Source organism: Nocardia gamkensis NBRC 108242 (assembly GCF_001612985.1).
GTDB classification, from domain to species: Bacteria; Actinomycetota; Actinomycetes; order Mycobacteriales; family Mycobacteriaceae; genus Nocardia; species Nocardia gamkensis.
Genome location: NZ_BDBM01000003.1, coordinates 244514 through 263087, shown reverse-complemented (window position 1 = coordinate 263087; position 18574 = coordinate 244514). Strand labels below are relative to the sequence as shown.

General features: G+C 68.4%; 17 protein-coding genes. 12 read left to right on the top strand and 5 right to left on the bottom strand.

Going from position 1 to position 18574, the window contains the following annotated elements:
• Position 1: 1 nt before the first annotated feature.
• From NG1_RS02760 to NG1_RS02745, 4 genes are all read right to left on the bottom strand, one after another.
• Positions 2–454 (bottom strand): MaoC family dehydratase, encoded by a 453-nt coding sequence (locus NG1_RS02760; protein WP_062967614.1) that lies wholly within the window; start codon positions 452–454, stop codon positions 2–4.
• 63 nt (positions 455–517) lie between these two features.
• A complete protein-coding gene (locus NG1_RS02755; protein ID WP_062967612.1) occupies positions 518–1945 on the bottom strand; it encodes a FadD3 family acyl-CoA ligase in 1428 nt (475 codons plus the stop codon).
• The gene (locus NG1_RS02750; RefSeq protein ID WP_062967610.1) at positions 1942–3135 is read right to left on the bottom strand and encodes an amidohydrolase family protein; all 1194 of its coding nucleotides are present in this window, start codon (positions 3133–3135) and stop codon (positions 1942–1944) included. The genes NG1_RS02755 and NG1_RS02750 overlap by 4 nt, the downstream gene beginning before the upstream one ends.
• 38 nt (positions 3136–3173) lie before the next feature.
• Positions 3174–4733 (bottom strand): AMP-binding protein, encoded by a 1560-nt coding sequence (locus NG1_RS02745; protein ID WP_062967608.1) that lies wholly within the window; start codon positions 4731–4733, stop codon positions 3174–3176.
• Between the two features lie 93 nt (positions 4734–4826).
• Here NG1_RS02745 and NG1_RS02740 point away from each other — a divergent pair, with 93 nt between their 5' ends.
• Both NG1_RS02740 and NG1_RS02735 read left to right on the top strand, forming a co-directional pair.
• Positions 4827–5543 (top strand): enoyl-CoA hydratase/isomerase family protein, encoded by a 717-nt coding sequence (locus NG1_RS02740; RefSeq protein ID WP_062967606.1) that lies wholly within the window; start codon positions 4827–4829, stop codon positions 5541–5543.
• 329 nt (positions 5544–5872) lie between these two features.
• Positions 5873–6475: a hypothetical protein gene (locus tag NG1_RS02735; protein ID WP_373686110.1), complete on the top strand. Its 603-nt coding sequence runs from the start codon at positions 5873–5875 to the stop codon at positions 6473–6475.
• A gap of 20 nt (positions 6476–6495) precedes the next feature.
• Here NG1_RS02735 and NG1_RS02730 read toward each other — a convergent pair whose 3' ends face one another.
• Positions 6496–7104: a TetR/AcrR family transcriptional regulator gene (locus NG1_RS02730; RefSeq protein WP_062967604.1), complete on the bottom strand. Its 609-nt coding sequence runs from the start codon at positions 7102–7104 to the stop codon at positions 6496–6498.
• 721 nt (positions 7105–7825) lie between these two features.
• On the opposite strand from NG1_RS02730, the gene NG1_RS02725 reads away from it, so the two are divergent.
• The 10 genes from NG1_RS02725 to NG1_RS02680 all read left to right on the top strand — a co-directional run bounded on the left by NG1_RS02725 (position 7826) and on the right by NG1_RS02680 (position 18551).
• Positions 7826–8716, top strand: coding sequence for an MlaE family ABC transporter permease (locus NG1_RS02725; RefSeq protein WP_245659768.1), 891 nt, complete (start codon positions 7826–7828; stop codon positions 8714–8716).
• Positions 8716–9570, top strand: a complete 855-nt coding sequence (locus NG1_RS02720) for an ABC transporter permease (protein WP_062967602.1) — start codon at positions 8716–8718, stop codon at positions 9568–9570. The genes NG1_RS02725 and NG1_RS02720 overlap by 1 nt, the downstream gene beginning before the upstream one ends.
• Positions 9567–10835, top strand: coding sequence for an MlaD family protein (locus NG1_RS02715; RefSeq protein WP_245659767.1), 1269 nt, complete (start codon positions 9567–9569; stop codon positions 10833–10835). The genes NG1_RS02720 and NG1_RS02715 overlap by 4 nt, the downstream gene beginning before the upstream one ends.
• A complete protein-coding gene (locus NG1_RS02710; protein WP_062967600.1) occupies positions 10832–11869 on the top strand; it encodes an MlaD family protein in 1038 nt (345 codons plus the stop codon). The genes NG1_RS02715 and NG1_RS02710 overlap by 4 nt, the downstream gene beginning before the upstream one ends.
• 4 nt (positions 11870–11873) lie before the next feature.
• Complete coding sequence (locus NG1_RS02705; protein WP_084498652.1) at positions 11874–12929, top strand: MCE family protein; 1056 nt, start codon at positions 11874–11876, stop codon at positions 12927–12929.
• Positions 12926–14026 carry an MCE family protein gene (locus NG1_RS02700; protein ID WP_157113830.1) on the top strand — a complete coding sequence of 367 codons (1101 nt, stop codon included), beginning with the start codon at positions 12926–12928 and terminating at the stop codon, positions 14024–14026. Before NG1_RS02705 ends, NG1_RS02700 begins: the two co-directional genes overlap by 4 nt.
• The gene (locus tag NG1_RS02695; protein WP_245659766.1) at positions 14023–15129 is read left to right on the top strand and encodes an MlaD family protein; all 1107 of its coding nucleotides are present in this window, start codon (positions 14023–14025) and stop codon (positions 15127–15129) included. The genes NG1_RS02700 and NG1_RS02695 overlap by 4 nt, the downstream gene beginning before the upstream one ends.
• Positions 15126–16424, top strand: coding sequence for an MlaD family protein (locus NG1_RS02690; RefSeq protein ID WP_062967596.1), 1299 nt, complete (start codon positions 15126–15128; stop codon positions 16422–16424). Before NG1_RS02695 ends, NG1_RS02690 begins: the two co-directional genes overlap by 4 nt.
• Before the next feature lie 57 nt (positions 16425–16481).
• The gene (locus NG1_RS02685; RefSeq protein ID WP_063910249.1) at positions 16482–17156 is read left to right on the top strand and encodes an Rv1363c family protein; all 675 of its coding nucleotides are present in this window, start codon (positions 16482–16484) and stop codon (positions 17154–17156) included.
• A gap of 117 nt (positions 17157–17273) precedes the next feature.
• A complete protein-coding gene (locus NG1_RS02680) occupies positions 17274–18551 on the top strand; it encodes a cytochrome P450 (RefSeq protein WP_062967594.1) in 1278 nt (425 codons plus the stop codon).
• Positions 18552–18574 lie beyond the last annotated feature (23 nt).

The window sequence follows — 18574 nt, the reverse complement described above, 5'->3', positions numbered from 1 at the left end:
CTCAGGCCAGGTACCGGACCAGGTGCTCGGCGACGCAGGCAGGCTTGTCCGCGCCCTCGGCGATGATCGTCACGGTGCGTTCGGCCTGCACCCCGCCGGGCACATCGGTGACGGCGGTGAGCGTGACGGTGCCGCGCACCCGGCTGCCGACCCGGACCGGGCTGATGAAGCGCACCTTGTTCAGCCCGTAGTTGATCGCCATCCGGGCCGAGCGCACCGACATCAGCTGCTGGCTGATCGGCGCGAGCAGAGCGAGGGTGAGGAACCCGTGGGCGATGGTGGCCCCGTACGGGCCGTCCGCGGCGCGGCCGGGATCGACGTGAATCCACTGGTGGTCGCCGGTGGCCTCGGCGAACAGGTCGATGCGCCGCTGGTCGATCTCGAGCCACTCGCCGGGCCCGAGCACGGAGCCCACCGCGGCGCGTAGGGCGTCGAAATCATGGAACTCGGTCATGCGGGATCCTCTCTGCGGTCGGCGCCTGCACGATATCCGTCGCGCAGGCCGCCGGGTCGGCTGCTACCGCAGTTGGTCCTTCATCACCTTGCCGGTCGCGTTCAGCGGCAGGGCGCGCAGGAAACGCACCGAGCGCGGAACCTTGTAGCCCGCCATCCGGTCCCGGCTCCAGGCGATCAACTCGTCCTCGGTGACGGGGTTTCTCGTCACCACGAAGGCTCGGCCGACCTGCCCGAGCCGTTCGTCCGGCACGCCGACGACGGCGGCCTGCGCGACCGCGGGATGTTCCAGCAGGAATCCCTCGATCTCGGCGGGATAGGCGTTGAACCCACCGACGATGAACATGTCCTTCTTGCGGCCGACGATGCGCAACCTGCCGTCGGTGTCGAGGCTGCCCAGATCGCCGGTGTGCAACCAGCCCTCGGCGTCGATCGCCTGGGCCGTCGCCTCCGGGTCGTCGAGGTAGCCCTGCATCACGCTGTAACCGCGGACGAGGATCTCTCCGTCTTCGGCGATGCGGATCCGCACGCCGTCGCAGGGTTTCCCGACCGTCGTCGCGATCTGCTCGAAGGTGTCCCCGGGCCGGGAGGCGGTCGCGGTGCCCGCCTCGGTCAGCCCGTATCCGGTCATGATCGACTGGAATGGGAGTTCCTCGCGCACCCGGCGGATGAGTTCGACCGGAATGTCGGCCGCCCCGGTGACGGCCGCGCGCAGCGAGGACAGATCGTGCTCGCCCGCGGCCTCCAGCAGGGAGTGGTAGAGAGTCGGCGGTCCGGGCAGCATCGTGATCCGCTCCCGGGCCACCAATTCCAGCACCCGATCGACATCGAACACCGGCACCGGAAGGATCGTCGCGCCGCGGATGAGCGAGGCGACCAGACCCGCTTTGTATCCGAAGGTGTGGAAGAACGGGTTGACGATGAGATAACGGTCGCCCTCCCGCAGATCGGCGAGATCGCACCACTCCGCGTACAAGCGCAACGTCTGGGCGTGATTCATCATCACTCCCTTGGGACGCCCGGTGGTACCGGAGGTGTAGACGACGTCGGCGATGTCGGTGCCGGCGACGTTCCGCTCGAACGGTGCGCCCCCGTCCAGGAAATCCGACTTCACGTCGATCACGGGCACATCGGTGGCGCCGGTGTAGTCGACGCCGAGGAACCCCTGCTGGACCAGCACCGCCTTGGCGCCGCTGCGGCGGATGATGTCGCCCGCCTCCGCGGCCTTGAGACGCGTGCTCACCGGCACCACGACGCCGCCGGCGGTGAGCAGGCCGAACGCGGCGACGATCCATTCCGCCGAGTTCGGCGCCCAGATCGCCGCGCGGTCGCCCTTCTCGATCCCCGCCGCGGCGAAGGCGCCCGCGGCCCGGCGCACCCGCTCGGCGAGTTCGGTGAAGCTCCACCGCAGGTCCCCGTCGACGACCGCTTCGGCGTCGCCGAAGCGGTCCGCCGCGTCGAGGACCAGCTCGGGGAGGGTCTGCCAGGTCATACCTTCAGCAGCCGCGCCAGGTTGCCGCCCATGATCTTCGCCTGATCCGCCAGCGGCATGTCCTTGATCTCGTTGATGTAGCGCGCCGGCTCGGCCAGGCCCTCCGGGTGCGGCCAATCGGAGCCGAAGAGCACGTGATCGGCGCCGATCGTGTTCGACAGCCTTTGCAGGTCCTCCTCCCAGAACGGGCTGACATAGAGGCTGCGCTTGAGGGTCTCCACCGGATCCTGGAAGCCGAAGCCCTCCGGCGCCTTCTTGTAGACGTCCGACAGCTGTTGCAGCAGCGGCTCCAGCCACGACGAACCGTTCTCGATGACGGCGACCTTCAGTTCCGGGAAGCGGTTCAGCGCGCCGTGGCACACCCAGGACGCGACGGCGTCGGTGACCGGCCGCCACTGGTTGGTCATCGCGAAGGTGTTGGTCTTGAACGGCAGCATCTCCAGGCTGTTGCCGTCCCACTCGGCGTCGAAGCGCGAATAGCCGCTGTCCGAAGAGTGCATGGTGACCAGCACGTCGTGCTCGACGACCCGCTTCCAGAACGGGTCGAACTCGGGCAGCGCGAACGACCGCATGCCGCGCAGGCCGGGGACCGGGGCCGGGCGCACCAGGATCGCCTTGGCGCCGTGCTCGACGACCCAGTCCAGTTCCGCGATCGCCTTCTCGACGATCGGCAGGCTGACCACGGGGACGGTGAAGATGCGGCCGGAGTGCACGTAATTGCCGTCCTGGCCCCAGGTTTCGAGCATCCACTGGTTCAGCGAGTGGATCACCGCGTGGATCAGGTCCGGATGGTGGCGCATCCGCTCCTCGACCAGGCTGGCCAGGGTCGGGAACATCAGCGCGCGCTGCAATTGCAGGTTGTCCATGACCTTCAGGCGCTCCACCGGATCGCGGAAGGCCTCGATCGCGCGCATTGGCTCACCGAAGATCTCGCGCCTGCTCTTGCCCTCGGGGTTGCCGTGCTTGAAGTACTCCTCCATGGCGCCGGGCCGGGCCACGACGTCGAAGGTGGGATTGGGGATGTACTCGCTGATCTGGCCGAGCACCGCGATCTTGGTGCGGCCCTTGATCTCGACGTACTGGATGGTGCCCTCGTACTCCTTGGGCAGGTACCTGGTGAGGGCGTCTTTGGTCTCGTACAGGTGGTTGTCGGCGTCGAAGAGCTGGTAGGGCAGCTCGACTTCAGTCATGGAAGCCTCCTTTTCAATTAATGAGAATGTTATTCTCTTCAGAGTTGTACCGCAACGCCCTCGACCCGTGCGGCCGCCAGGTTCGCGCGGACCACGAACTTCTGGATCTTTCCGCTCGCGGTACGGGGGAAGTCGTCGACGACGTGCACTTCCTCCGGCCACTTCTGCTTGGCCAGCCCGGCGCCGCCGAAGTGCGCGCGCAATTCGTCCAGGTGCGGCGCGGCCCGCCCCGGCTGCAGGCGCAGCACCGCGGCGGTGCGCTCGCCGAGCCGGGCGTCGGGCACGGCGACCGCCACCGCCTCGGTCACGCCGGGCAGGGTCAGCAGCACCTCTTCGACCTCGAGCGCGCTGATGTTCTCGCCGCCGCGGATGATCATGTCGGACTTGCGATCGGTGATCGTCAGGTAACCGTCCGCGTCCAGCACGCCGATGTCACCGGTGTGGTACCAGCCGTCGTCGTCGAAGGCCGCCCGGGTGAGCTCCGGATCGGTGTAGCCGAGGCACAGATCCGGTCCTCGACTGAGGATTTCGCCGTCCTCGGCCAGTCGCACCTCCGCGCCCGCCAGCGGGGCGCCGTCGGTGAACAGCCGTTTTGCCTCGGGGGCAGTCGGGTGCGATCCGGTGATCGAGGGGTGTTCGGTGCTGCCGTAGGAGCGGTACACGGTGATACCGGTCCGCGCCAGACGGGTGGTGATCGCGGCGGGCACCGCCGCGCCGCCCAGTCCCGCGTAGCGCAGCTGGGGCAGATGCTCGGGCGTGTAGTCCGGATGATCGAGCAGGCTGGTGACGTAGTAGGGCACGCCGCCGCCCACCGTGAGGTGTTCGGTGCGCATCAACTCGAGCACTCTGCCCGGATCCCAGACATCGATCAGGTTGATCGGCACCCGGTCGAGCACCGGGATGAGGAAGGCGTTCACCATGCCGATGAAGTGGCCGACCGGCGCCCCGGTGAGCTGGTCGCCTCGGTCGGCCGGGTACATCCCGGCCAGTTGCCTGGTCTCGTGGCCCAGCGTCCGGTGGCTGTGCACCACGCCTTTCGGGGCGCGGGTGGTGCCGGAGGTGAACGCGATCAGCGCGGGCCCCGAGGGGTCGGCCGGAAGGGTCCCCGGCATGGGCGCCGGGTCGAGCAGCTCCTCGAAATCCTCGCCCACCACGCCGACGATCGGGACCGCGTCGCGCAGGCCGGGGGCGAACTCGGTGTTGCCGAACCGATCGGTGGTCACGAAGACCTTCGGCCGGACCGTCGCCAGGATGTAGCCGACTTCCTTGCGCCCGTAGAAGTGGACGATCGGCACCACCGTCGTGCCGAGGAAGGCCGACGCCCAGAACACCGCCGCCGCCTCCATCCAGTTCGGCAGCTGGAAGGCGACCATGTCGCCGGGACCTACGCCGCGGCGGCGCAACCCGGCGGCCAGCCTGCGGGCGATCTGCTCGACGTCGCCGAACGTCCCCGACCACGGCCGCACCGCGGAGTGGATGCGAAACGCGGTGCCGGGCGCGGCGGCCAGCCCGCCTGCCAAGAGATCACCGATCGTCTCGGAGGTCCACCAACCCTCCTCCTGGTAGCGATGGACCAGGTCGAGGGGGATCTTGCGCATCGTCGAACTCCTGTCTCGTGGCGGAGCGCCGCGCGAGATACGTCTATAGTTCTCTCGATAAGAGAATCACATTTCCCTATAGGAGAACAAGCAATGGTCGAGTTCGAGCTGGACGCGGGATTGGCGGTCGTCACCATCAATCGCCCGCACGCCCGCAACGCCATCGCGCCCGCCACGATGGACGAACTGGAGAAGGCGATCGACGCCGCCGCCGATGCCCGCGCACTGGTCATCACCGGGGCGGGGGATCGCGCTTTCGTCTCCGGCGGGGATCTGAAGGAACTCGCCGCGCTGCGCACCGAAGAGCAGGCGGCGGCCATGGCCCGGCGGATGCGCGGCATCTGCGACCGGCTGGCCGCGTTCCCCGGCCCGGTGATCGCCGCACTCAACGGGCACGCGCTCGGGGGCGGCGCCGAGGTGGCGGTGGCGGCGGACATCCGGATCGCGGCCGACGACATCAAGATCGGGTTCAACCAGGTGTCGCTGGCGATCATGCCCGCGTGGGGTGGCGCCGAGCGGCTGTCCCGGCTGGTCGGGCCGGGGCGAGCGCTGCTGCTCGCCGGTGCGGGCACCATTCTCGACGCCGCGTCCGCCGAGCGAGTCGGCCTGGTGGACAAGGTGCTGCCGCGTGCCGAATTCGACAAGGACTGGCGGGCCGTGGCCCGGTCCCTGGCGAGCGAGCCTGCCGCTGCGATCAAGCGGGTGATCGGCGGTGTCCCCGCGGAGGAGGCTGTCACGGAGTTCGCCCGGCTCTGGGTAGCCGACGAGCACTGGCGCGCTGCCGATCGAGTGATGAATCGCGCCAAGTGATTTCAGGTCATGCGCCGGTGTGTGACGCACGGGTGCGGGCTCGCTTCGGCACGGATGTGATGTAAATCACATAATGCAAATCTGGAAGGTCATTATCACAGTGGGAAGAACCGATTTACGGTGTGTTCGGTAGGTTCCGGTGGAGTGGCACGGGCTCCGTCATCAGCCCTGGCGCGCCGTCTGCTCCGGCTTCGACCGTTCGGCTCGACGTGCGGGCGCCGCCGAGCACGGCTTCGCCGATTCCAGTTTCGGCGAGACCGCGTGCGCTCGCGCGAGTTTCGCGGTCGGACCTGCCCTGAACTGCACGTTCGATTACGGGATGGGTAACCATGGTCAGACGATCCGTCGATTCCATCGACCGAGGTGTTCGGGAACTCCACTCCGTCGCACGCTGGCGAGCCCATGCGCGGCGGCATCCGCTGCGCTACCGCTTGGCGGTCGTCGCGCCGAGCGCGACCGAGGTGATCCGTCACGCGGGCGGCTGGCTGTTCGACCGCACCACCGCCGGGTGGGAGGTGACAGTTCTGGTCGCCGACCACGCGAACGTGCGTCCGCTGCGGATTCTCGGCGCCACGGTGCTCGACCTGGAACAGTCGCTGACCACGCCGGTGCACGACACCTGGCCGACGGCCGTCGCCGTGGCCGCGCAGACCTACCGGTCCGACGACCGGGTGCGCGCCGGGGTGCTCGACTGCCTCGATCGCGGCCTCACCGAAGTCGCGTTGTGGGGCGTGGACCTGCCCGCCGAACTGGAGCACCGGGTCGATCACGCGCAGCATCGGATGAGTCTGGCGGCACGGGCTTTCAAGTCGTGCGCCCTCACCGCGGCGGGGCTGCCCGCCGAGGCCGTGGGCGCGAGCGAGGCGTTCCGGACCGGTGAACTCCGGCCGCCGGCCTACCGCTGCGAGGTGGATCTGGTTCCGGCACGCTGAGCCCGGCCGGTCGCCGCCGGTCAGGCGATGCCCGGCCCGGCGTCGCCGCGCTCGCCCTCGAGCCTGTCGATCTCACGCTCGACCAGCTCGAAGGCTTCGGCGTGGCCGCCGGACATGCCGAGCGCCCGCTCCAGCACGACCACGCGGGAAACGCTCGTCATCAGCACCGCCATGGCCGCGGGCGGAAAGCGCGTGGTATCGAATTCGTATTCGTTCAGAATTCGCCGCAAAACCTCGGTCTGGATGCTGCGGAAACGCTCCGCGTAGCCGGCCACCGCCTCTCGTATCGCGGGCCGGTGATTGGACAGTCCGACGAATTCCATGGTGAAGCGCACCGCCGTCGCGTCGGTACTGAAATCCCACAGCGCGCGTAGTGGTTTTTCCGTTTTCATCATCTCTGCCTGGAGTTCGAGTCCTTGCTCCGCGCGGCGCCGGAAGATTTCGAGCAGCAGTTCGTCCATGGATCGGAAGTAGTAGTGCACCAGTTGCGGTTTGAGTCCGGCGCGCTCGGCCACCCGGCGGGAGGTCACCGCCGCCCATCCCTCTTCCAGCAGCAGCCGTTCGGCGGCGTCGATCAGGACGCCGCGATTCTTGGCGTCGGGTGCTCCGATCCTGCGGGACGATGGCATCCACCGGCCTCCTTCGGAAATATTCGGTCATCGGATCAATTCGTATCGTAGTACCGGGAGCCGGTTCTATTGACGCATTGTCCCCGCCCGTGCTATGCATGTGCACAGCAGGGTGCTGAGCGCCCGCTCGGCACCGGGAATCCGGGCCGGTCGATCCGGCTGCGGTGTACCGATGCCGTGTTGTGCGAGACAGGTGGACGCAGGGTAGTCAGGAGGCTCGTAACGGGGTCCACGGTGAGCGGCGGTCGATCGGGGCGCCGATTCCGTGGCATGCGCGCATATCGTCGCGCGTCGGCTCGAGTAAAACAATACGTTTTCGGAAACAAATTGCCGTTTCCGCGAAACTTCGACGATTCGAGTGGTGGGGACGCTCCGCCACTCCATTTGTGCTTTCATCATCCTGCCGTTCATCGGTTTTTCGTGCTCGATCGGGTCGCCACAGTCCGTTCGTCCCGCTATTGACTCGCGATGTAACGGCACGCACAATAGCGATGTGACGCTTCGTCGCCGGAGTGAGCTCGGGGCGAAATTCGAGTCGGACAGCCGAGCCGATATCCCGGGAGCATATTCTCGACGCTCCGGAAGCGTGGCAGTCACTGGACCGTTCTAATGTCCGGCCATTCCTCGTACCGCAGTGCGGGGAGCTCGCGTGGAATGAACCTGTTCCGGATTGTTCTCGCGCGCTCGTCCATGGATGCCGGCCCGAAGAGTTTCGAGATCGATGATGATTTCCCGCGAGACCGACGCGCGCGAGAACACGCGTGCGGCCGCCGACAGCGGCGCCTCGTCGGCGACCCGGGAGATCACCGCATGGTTCCGGGGCTATCTGCGCCGTCATCCCGTCACCGCCCTGGAAACCGTCGGCGGCCAGTTCGTACTGGGCGTGCGCGCACTGCAATACCTGTGCGTGGACATCGTGACCGGACGGTTCGCGTTCGCCGAGTTCGTCCGGCAAGCCGCGTTCATGTCCTCGGCGGCCGTACTGCCGACGATCTTCGTGTCGCTGCCGATCGGGGTGACGCTGTCGATCCAGTTCGGCCTGCTGGCCGGGCAGGTCGGGGCCACCTCGCTGGCGGGGGCGGCGAGCGGCCTGGCGGTCATCCGGCAAGGGGCGCCGATGGTGGCCGCGCTGCTCATGGCCGCCGCCGTCGGTTCGGCGATCTGCGCGGATCTCGGCTCCCGGAAGATCCGGGACGAACTGGACGCCATGGAGGTGATGGGGGTGTCGGTGGTGCGGCGGCTGGTCGTACCGCGCCTGGCCGCCGCGGTGGTCGTCGGCGTGTCGCTGACCGGTGTCGTCTGCTTCGTCGGCTTCCTGGCCGGATACCTGTTCAACGTCTTCGTCCAGAGCGGGGCGCCCGGTAGTTTCGTGACCACCTTCGCGTCCTTCGCCACAGTGAGCGACCTGGTGCTGACGCTGTTCAAAGCCGTCGTCTACGGCGCCATCGTGGCCATCGTCGCGTGCGAGAAGGGACTGTCCACCAAGGGCGGCCCCGCGGGCGTGGCCAACTCGGTCAACTCGACCGTGGTCGCCTCGATCCTGCTGTTGATGACCGTGAATGTCGGCGTCACCCAGCTGTCGATGATCCTGCTGCCCCGGCAGGGGTTGTGATGGCCGCGCCGTACCGCCCGCCGGGGACCCGCGTCGCGCTGCGCGGGCTCGCTCGGCTGGGTACCGCTGTCATGCGGCTCGGGCACATGATGACGTTCTTCCTGCGGGCACTGTTCTCTATACCGGTCATGCTGCGCCACTACCGAACCGAGTTCGTGCGCATCCTCTCCGATGTCACGTGGGGCAACGGTTCGATCGTCGTCGGTGGCGGCACGGCAGGCGTCATCATCGTGCTGGGCGCCGCCGGTGGGGCCATCGTGGGCCTGGAAGGCTACAACGCCTTGCATCTGCTCGGAATGGAGCCGACGGTCGGGTTGATCGCCTCGACCGCCTCCACGCGGGAACTGGCTCCGATCATGGCCTCGCTGGCGTTCGCGGCCCAGGCGGGTTGCCGGTTCACCGCGCAGTTGGGCGCCATGGGCATCGCCGAGGAGATCGAGGCGATGGAGTCGATGGGCATTCGCTCGATCCCGTATCTGGTCAGCACCCGGATCCTGGCCTCGGTACTGGCGATGATCCCGCTGTATGTGGTGTGCCTCGCGGTGAATTATCTCGCGGTGCGCGTGGTGGTCGGGCTGTCCGGAGGGCTGTCCGCGGGGACCTACGAGCACTACTTCCAACTGGTGCTCAACGGACCGGACCTCGTCTACTCGCTGCTCAAGGCGGTCGTCTTCGTGATCCTCACCTCGACCGTCCAGTGCTACTACGGCTTCTACGCCGCCGGTGGCCCGCAAGGTGTCGGCATCGCCGCCGGGCGGGCGATGCGCGCGGCGATCTCGCTGATGATCGTCGTCAATCTGCTGCTCACCGTTGCGCTCTGGGGCATCGGGGCCAGCGCGAGGCTCGGAGGATGACCATGTCGATCCTGTTCGAGAAAGACGGGCGCGGCCCCTCGGTGATCTCGCTGCTCGTGCGCGGGCTGATCCTCGTCGTGGTCACCGTGGCGGTCGTGGCGGTGCTGCTGATGAAATCCACCGGCCGCTTCGACGACAAGGTGGAAGTGACCGCCCTGCTGGAACAACTCGGCGACGGGCTGCCCGCCCGGTCGGACGTGAAGTTCCGCGGCATGCTGGTCGGCACCGTGGCCGAGGTCGCGCCCGCCGCCGGCGGTCCCAACCGGGTGCGGCTGCTTCTGGATCCCGCCGCCGCGGCCGGGATCCCGCGAACGGTGACCGCGCGGGTGGTCCCGAGCAATGTCTTCGCCGTGTCGTCGGTCCAGTTGGTGGACAACGGTCCCGGCTCCGCGCTGCCCCCGCATGCCGAAATCCGCCAGGATCGCAGTCTGTCGACAGTGCAGTTGCAGACCGCCCTCACCAAACTGCGCGAGATCATCGCGAGCGCGGCGCGGGTCGGTGCGAGCAACACCGTGGGCGTGCTGGCCGCGGTGGCGACGGCGACCGACCGCCGTGGCGCCGACATCGTCGCGGCCGGCGCGCAACTCGAGCGCATCACCAGGGAATTCGACGCGCTGCTCACCGCGGACGGTGGTCCGCCGACGCTGACCGTGTTGGCCGGCGCCGTGCGCGCACTGAATGCCTCCGCGCCCGATCTGCTGGACGCGCTGCACCACGCTGTCCTGCCCATGCGAACCTTCGCCGAGCAGAATCAGCAACTGGTCGGGCTGCTGTCGGCAGGTGGCACGACCCTGTCCTCGGTAGGTGACACGCTGGACCGGCGCACCGATCAGCTCGTCACCGTGGCGAATCAGATGGGTCCGGTGCTCGACGTCTTCGCCGACGGCTCACCGGCTTTCGGGCCGATCGTGGTCCGGATCAAGAAACTGTCCGACCTGTGGTTCACCGAGTTCTGGAACCAGGACAGCCCGCGCGGGCGCGGCAAGTTCCAGTTCCGGTTCACCCCGCACACGCCCTACACCAGGGCCGACTGCCCCCGCTACGGCGAACTGGCCGGAGCAAGTTGCAGCACCGCCCCCACCGCCGCCCCTGCCCAGGAACTGCCACCGGCCATGGATCCACGCACCTACCCGTCCCCACCGGACCTGCCCCCGGACCTCCAGGAGCTGATCCGCCGCGTCCTGAGCGGAGAAGCCGACGGCGCGGAATCGCTGCTCGCGCCGTTGCTGGGTGACGGTCCCTTCCCCGGCGGAGGTGCCCGATGAGCTATCGTCGCTCCCTGATCGGCGTCAGCCTTTTCGTGGCCGCCGCCGTCGCCCTGCTGTGGGTCACCTTCGTGACGTTGGACCGCGGAATCGACGGCGGGACCAATCCGTACTCGGCGGTGTTCAGCGACGTCAGCGGCTTACGGGTGGGCGACGACGTCCGCATGGCCGGGGTCAGGGTCGGTCGCGTCGACAAGATCGAGCTGGACGGCACGCGAGCCCGGGTGCGGTTCCGGGTCGAGGACGCCCAGAGGCTGTCCGGCAACACCAAAGCGTCGATCACGTACCAGAACGTCATCGGCCAGCGGTACCTCGGCCTCTCGCCTGCCGATTTCGGTGACCCGTCTCCGCTGCGGCCGGGCGGGGAGATCCGGCTCGAGCACACCGAACCCTCCTTCGACATCTCCGCGCTGCTCAACGGATTCGAGCCGCTGTTCGGCGGACTCGACCCCGCCCAGGTCGACAATGTGACCGGTGCCCTGATCAGGGCGTTGCAGGGGGACAACACGTCGGTGGTGCTGCTGATCGAGCAGGTCTCGACACTGGCCCGGTCGCTCGCCGGGCCGGATCAGGTGCTGGGCGCGGTCATCACCAACCTGAACCAGGTGGTGGGTGATCTCGCGGTGCACAGCGGGGAGGTGAGTGCGCTCATCACGCGATCGCGCGCGGTCATCGATGGCCTGGCACTGCATCGCGACGAACTGCTCGGCACGCTGAGCACCGCGGCGACCCTGACCGACCGGATGGCGGGCGTGGTCGCGGGCGTGCAACCGGAACTCGACGAAATGCTCTATCGCGAACCGGGTTTCACCCGGCACTTCATGGACAACAAGGAAAACTTCGCCTACCTGGGCTTCAACCTGCCCGCCCTGATGAAGGGCCTGGCCAGGGTGAGCCAAGAAGGCGCTTACCTCGACACCTATCTGTGCAATTTCGGCGTCGACCTGATCCCGAGCCTCGCCACGCTCGTGCCCACAATCGTGGGGCTCGCGTCCGCGACCGGGCAGCCCCAGCAATCACCGATCTGCAGGTGACAGTATGAAATCGAAAGAGTTCGCCGCACAAACCATTCGGACGTTACGACAGCCGATCGAGTCGCACCGGCGCAGTGTGCTCGGCGTGCTGGCGCTCGCGGTGCTGCTGGCCGTCCTGGCCGCCGCGCTGGGGTTCAACGCGCTCGGCGTCGGCCGGGTCTCCTACGAGCTGGAATTCGCCCAGGCGGCGGGCATCCGCCCAGGCGACTCGGTCACCATCGCCGGTGTGCCGGTCGGGACCGTCGAGGCGCAACGACTGGCCGGCGACCACGTGGTGGTCACGGTGGCAGTCGACGAGAACGTCGCGCTCGGGGCGGAGACCGGCGCCGCGATCAAGCTGACCACCTTGCTCGGCGCCCGTTACGTGGAACTGCGGCCCGCCGGGCAGGGCGTACTGCCCGGACGCCGGATAGCGCTGCGCCACACCGCTGTTCCCTATGACCTGCAGCAGGCCCTGGAGAGCGCCACGGTCACCTTCGAGCAGATCGACGCGCAGCAGATCAGCAAGTCACTCGACAGTCTCGCCACCCAGTTGGACGGGGTGCCCGCGGTGCTGCCCGGACTGCTGGAGAACATACGCGCGCTGGCCACGATCATCGGCGATCGCCGCGGCGAGCTGGGCGCGCTGCTCGCGGGGACGCAGCGGTTGACCACGGTGATCACCGAGCAGCGCGCCGACCTGGCCGCGATCACGGCGCAGGGCCGTGACCTGCTCGGCGAGATCGTCGCCCGCCGCGACGCGATCGAGCGGCTGATGGACGGCACCCGCCGCCTCGCCGACCAGCTGCGCGCGCTGGTCGTCGACGACCGGCCGAAGCTCGAGGAACTGATCACCGGCTTGAACGGACTGCTGGGCAGCTTGGCCCGCAACGACCAACTGCTGCGGAGCACCTTGGAAATCCTGCCCGTCCCGGTGCGCAACTTCGCCAACGCCTCCGGCACCGCGAACGAAGTCGACTTCACCGCACCGGCAGGCCCGCTGATCGACTCCTGGATGTGCGCCATCAGCAGTCGTGCCCCCGGAATCGACCTCCCGCCCTATTTCGAGGACTGCCGATGAGAGCGCTATCAGTCTTGGTCCGGCTCGGCGCGGTGCTGCTGGTCGGCGCGTCGGCCGGATGTGCCGGTGACGCGGTTGGCGACACCGGCACGACCGTGACCGCCGCGTTCGACAACGGGGCCGGCCTGTACGTCGGCAACGCAGTGGCCGTACTCGGCATGCCGGTCGGTGAGGTCACCGCGGTGCGGCCGCACGGCTCGCACGTGGAGGTGACCATGCGGATCGACGCCGACGTCGACATCCCGGCCGACGCGAGGGCCGTCACGTTGTCGACCTCGGTCCTCACCGACCGCCACGTCGAGTTCACGCCGGCCTACCAGGGCGGTCCCACCCTGGCCGACGGCGCTCGCATCGGATTGGATCGCACCAGGACGCCGGTCGAGTTCGACCGCCTGCTGGGGGCCGCCGACCGAATGGGCGGTCAATTGCAGGGCGCGCGGCCCGGCGACGGTCCGATCGCCGAGCTGCTGGGCGTGTCCGCGGCGATCACCACCGGCAGCGGCCCGCAACTGCGCCGGACCATGGACGAACTGGCCGACGCGGTGCGCCTGGGTGACGACGGCGGCGCGCAGGTCCGCGACGCGATCACCGGGATCGTGGACCAACTGGCCGTCCTGGCGCGCGCCGCCGCCGACAACGAAGGTGTGATCCGTGAATTCGGCGGCGCCACCGCGCAATTGGGCGATGCGCTGGCCGATCTGAACATCGGCGCGGGGGATACGGGCGCGCAGATCAACCAGATCCTGCTGCAAGCGAACGATCTGCTCACACATAACGCGGACAGCATCCGGTCCACGGTGGCCGACGCGAACACCGTGACGCGCGCGCTCGCCGATTACCGGCGTGAGCTGGCCGAGTTCATCGATGTGACGCCGCTGCTGCTGAACAACGCGTACAACGCGGTCGATTTCCCGTATCGCGGAGTGCGGGTGCACGCGCTGCTGGACAAGGTGTTCTTCGACGGTCAGCTCGTCAAAGAGGTGTGCAACATCTTGGGCTTGCGCCAACTCGGCTGTGCGACCGGAACTTTGCAGGACTTCGGTCCGGACTTCGGGATCACCGACATGCTCGACGCGATGTCGAGGTTGCCGCGATGACGAACTGGAGACTCGGGATGCGCGCCGTGGCGCTCGGCGCGGTGCTGGTGACGACGACGGCGTGCTCGGTGGGGCTGGAGGACCTCCCGTTGCCCGCGCCCGGCGTCGGCGGCGCGAAGTACACCGTCCACGCCGACTTCGCCAACGCGCTGAACCTGCCCGCCAAGGCGAAAGTCCGGCTCTCCGGGGCAGACGTCGGCGAGGTGACCGGCATGGCGGTGCGCGACTTCACCGCCGTCGTCACGATGGGCATCGACCATGGCGTGGTCCTGCCGCTCGGGACGCGCGCGGAGCTGCGCACCGCCACCCCGCTCGGCGATGTCTTCGTCTCGCTGACGCCGCCGCCGGACGCCACACCCGCGACCCCCGCCCTGCGTGACGGGGACAGCATCGCCCGGGATGCCACGGCTGCCGCCGCGACCATCGAGGAGTTGCTGACCACGGCCGCGCTGCTGGTGAACGGTGGCGCGATCCGCAATCTCACCACGCTCGTCAACGGACTCGGGCAAGCGGTCGGCGACCGCGGCGAGCGGGTCGGCGCCTTGATCGAGCAGTCCACCCGAGTGGTGCGGGCACTGGCCGCCCGCTCGGAGGACATCCGCACCACCCTCGCCCAGATCGACGAGCTCACCCGGCAGGTGCACGCCCAGCGTCGCACCATCGACGACGTGGTCTTCGCGGCGGGCCCCGCGCTGACCACGCTGCAGGACAACGCGCGGCAAGCGCTGGCACTGGTCCGGAGGGTGGATCAGATCAGCGGCCAGCTGGAGAAGTTGCCGGGGCTGAACGGCGCCGCCACCACCGGCATGGTCGCCGACATCAACCGGATCGCCGCGGAACTCAACGCCGCCGCGACCGACCCGAACGCGAGCGTGGCGGCGATGAACGCGATGCTCGGACCGGTCATCGCCGTGACCAGCAGCACCTCGGCGAGCGTCGACGCCGACATGCGGGATCTGGCGCTCGGCGTCCTGCCGGACCCGAACCATCCCGGTGATCCGGCCAGTCGCCTGCCGGACGCGCGGGATTGGGAAGCGTTCGTGGGCACCCTCACCTACACACTGCTGAAGCTCCAGCAACGGGTGACGGGAACCGGCCGATGAGCACACCGGCCCGGCTGCGCGCGGCGGCGCTGGACCTGCCGGCGCGCGTGCTGGTGACGGTCGTGCGGGCGGGACGAGCCAGGCGTTCGGGCCTTTCCGCGGGCGCGCTGGTGCTCACCCTGGTGGTGGGCGTCGGCTATCTGGTGTTCGGCGCGCTCGGCGTGGATCCGGCGGCAGCGACGATCACCGTGCGGGTGCACCTCGCCGATTCCGGCGGACTGCTGGCCGGTCGGCAGGTGACCTTGCGCGGAGTACCGATCGGCCGGGTGGAATCGGTGGAGCTGACCGGCACCGGGCTGGTCGCGGTCGCCGCCGTTGACGCGGACGTCCGGGTGCCCGCCGACGGGGAGGTGCGCGTGGCGAGCCTGTCCCTGGCCGGCGAGCAATACCTGGACTTCCGCCCCACCCGCGACGACGGGCCGTACCTCACCGACGGCGCGGAGATCGCCGTCGAGGCCACCACGACGCCGACGCCGCTGTGGAAGACGCTCTCCGAACTGGATTCGGCACTGGCCCAGGTGGATCCCGCCCAGCTGGCGGCCATCGTGGACGAACTCGGCGTGAGCCCGGCGGGGCCGGGCAAGCTCGCCGATATCGTCGACGGCGGCGTATTCCTGGTCTCCACACTGGATTCGGTGCTCCCGCAGACGGTGAGCCTGCTGCGGGACAGCCGGTCGGTGCTCGCGACCGTTCGTGATTTCGGTCCGGGTCTGATCGAGTTCGCGGGCAACACGAACGCCTTGCTGAGCGGCGTCGAGAAGAAGTCCGGTGGCTACGCCGAATTGCTCGGCGCCGCACCGGGAACCCTGCGTGCGCTCGACGCGGTGCTCGCGGAGAATTCGGGCGCGGGCGCCGCGCTGCTGGAGAACTTGGCGGTGGTGGCGGACACGACATCAAAGCGAGTGCCCGCTCTGCAGGAGTTCTTCTTCCCGACCGAGCGCGCCGGTTCCACGCTGGACGCGATAGGCGTGGCGTTCCACGACGGCGGCGTCTGGGGATTGGTGAATCTGTACCCGCGTCGCAGCTGTGATTACGACCTGCCGCGCCGTCCGCCGTCCTTGCCGGACTTCCCGGAGCCCTATCTGTACACGTCGTGTCCGGACCACGATCCCTCGGTGCTGATCCGCGGCGCGCGCAATGCGCCACGTCCACCGGGAGAGGAGATCCCGGACGGCCCGCCGCCGGGCGTGCGTGCCGACCAGCAGGCCACCCCCACCCCGATCGGGCCGCTGTCGCTTCCACTCACGTTCGCGGGGCCGCCGCTGCCGCCCCCGCCGCCCGCGCCGCGGCGATGACCGGCCGCGGCCATGGTCGGCCTGACAGTGCACACCCACCACAAGCGAGGAGTCATCATGAGCCACAGTGATACCGCGACCTCGGTAGCGACCGAGCAGAAGCTATCGACCGCCCCGGACGAGGCCGAGGAGGCGGCCGAGGAGACGGCCGCCGGGACGGATGCGGCCCCGGCCGAGGAGTCTGCCGACGGCGACGCCGCCGAACGGCAGCCGAGCGCGTCCGCGCGACCGGGCCTACTGTCGCGCGTGACCCCGCTGATCCGCCGAGCCCTGCTGCCCGTCACCGCGGCCGTCGCGGTCGCCGCCATAGCGGCGGCGGCCGTCCTGGGCTGGCAGCTGAAGAAGGAGCGCGACGTGGACGCCGCGGCGGCGGCCGGGCTTTCCGCGGCCCGCTCGTATGCCATGACGCTGACCAGCGTGGACTCGGGCACCCTCGACCGTGATTTCGCCGCCGTACTGGACGGTGCGACGGGCGAGTTCCGGGATATGTACACCCGCTCGAGCGGCCAGTTGCGCCAGCTGCTGCTGGAGAACAAGGCGACCGGTAAGGGAACGGTGCTCGACGCCGCGGTCAAGTCGGCGACGGAGACGAAAGTCGAAGTCCTGCTGTTCATCGATCAGACGGTGACCAATTCCGCCTCGGCGGATCCGCGAGTGGATCGCAGCCGGGTCGAGATGACCATGGAACTCGTCGGAGGCCGCTGGCTGGCGAGCCGGGTCTACCTGCCCTGATCCCCGCTCCACCGGGCGAGCGAATCTCTCCGTGGCCGCGTGAGAATGATCTTCGCTCTAGAAGAGAATAATGTTATCCTTTCGCTAAGTAGCTTCTATCACTCAGGAGTGCGCTCGATGACTGACTTCGATTCGGTCGACTACTTCACCGATCCGGCCGTCGTACCGGATCCGCATCCGTACTTCGATCACCTGCGGGCCAAGTGCCCGGTGACGCGGGAATCGCGGTACGGGGTGTACGCGGTGACCGGATACGAGGAGTCGACGGAGGTGCTGAAGAACTCGGAAGTCTTCTCCTCAGCGATCGCCGTGGGTGGTCCGTTCCCGCCGTTGCCGTTCGAAGTCCAGGGCGACGACCTCACCGAGTTGCTCGAACAGCACCGCAGCCAGTTGCCGATGTTCGAGCACATGGTGACGATGGATCCGCCGCAGCACACCTACGCGCGGTCGTTGCTGAACCGGTTGCTGACGCCGGCGCGGCTGAAGGAGAACGAGGACTTCATGTGGCGGTTGGCCGACCGCCAGCTCGATGAATTCCTGGAGCGCGGGCGGTGTGAATTCCTCGCCGAATACGCCAAGCCGTTCTCGTTGCTGGTCGTGGCCGACATGCTGGGCGTGCCGGAGGAGGACCACGAGGACTTCCGCATCGCCTTGGGCGCCGAGCGTCCGGGGTCGCGGGTCGGCGCGCTGGACAAAGAGGTGGTGTCGAGCAATCCGCTGGAGTGGCTGGACGAGAAATTCAGTTCGTACATCAGCGATCGGCGGCGCGAGCCGCGCGACGACGTCCTGACGTCGCTGGCGCTGGCGAAGTACCCGGACGGCTCCACACCCGAGGTCATCGATGTGGTGCGCTCGGCGACTTTCTTGTTCGCCGCCGGGCAGGAGACCACCGCGAAGTTGCTCGGCGCGTCACTGCGGGTGCTGGGCGATCATCCCGAGGTGCAGGAGCGGCTGCGCGCGGATCGCAGCCTGATTCCGGTGTTCATCGAGGAGTCGCTGCGGATGGATTCGCCGGTCAAGAGCGGTTTCCGCCTGGCGAAGCGCGCGACGACCATCGGCGATGCCGACATCCCGGTGGGCTCGACGGTGATGTTCTGCCCCGGCGCGGCCAACCGGGACCCGCGGCGGTTCGAGAATCCGCACGAATTCCGTTTGGACCGGCCGAATTTCCGCGAACACATGGCCTTCGGGCGCGGGGTGCACTCCTGCCCCGGCGGCCCGCTGGCTCGGGTCGAAGGGCGCGTGTCGATCGAACGCATCCTGGACCGGATGCTGGACATCACCATCGACGAGGAACACCATGGCCCCGCGGGGGAGCGGCGCTACAGCTACGAGCCCACCTACATCCTGCGCGGGCTCACCGACCTCCACATCACCTTCACGCCCAACTCCTGATCAGGGGTGAGTCCCCGCTCTCG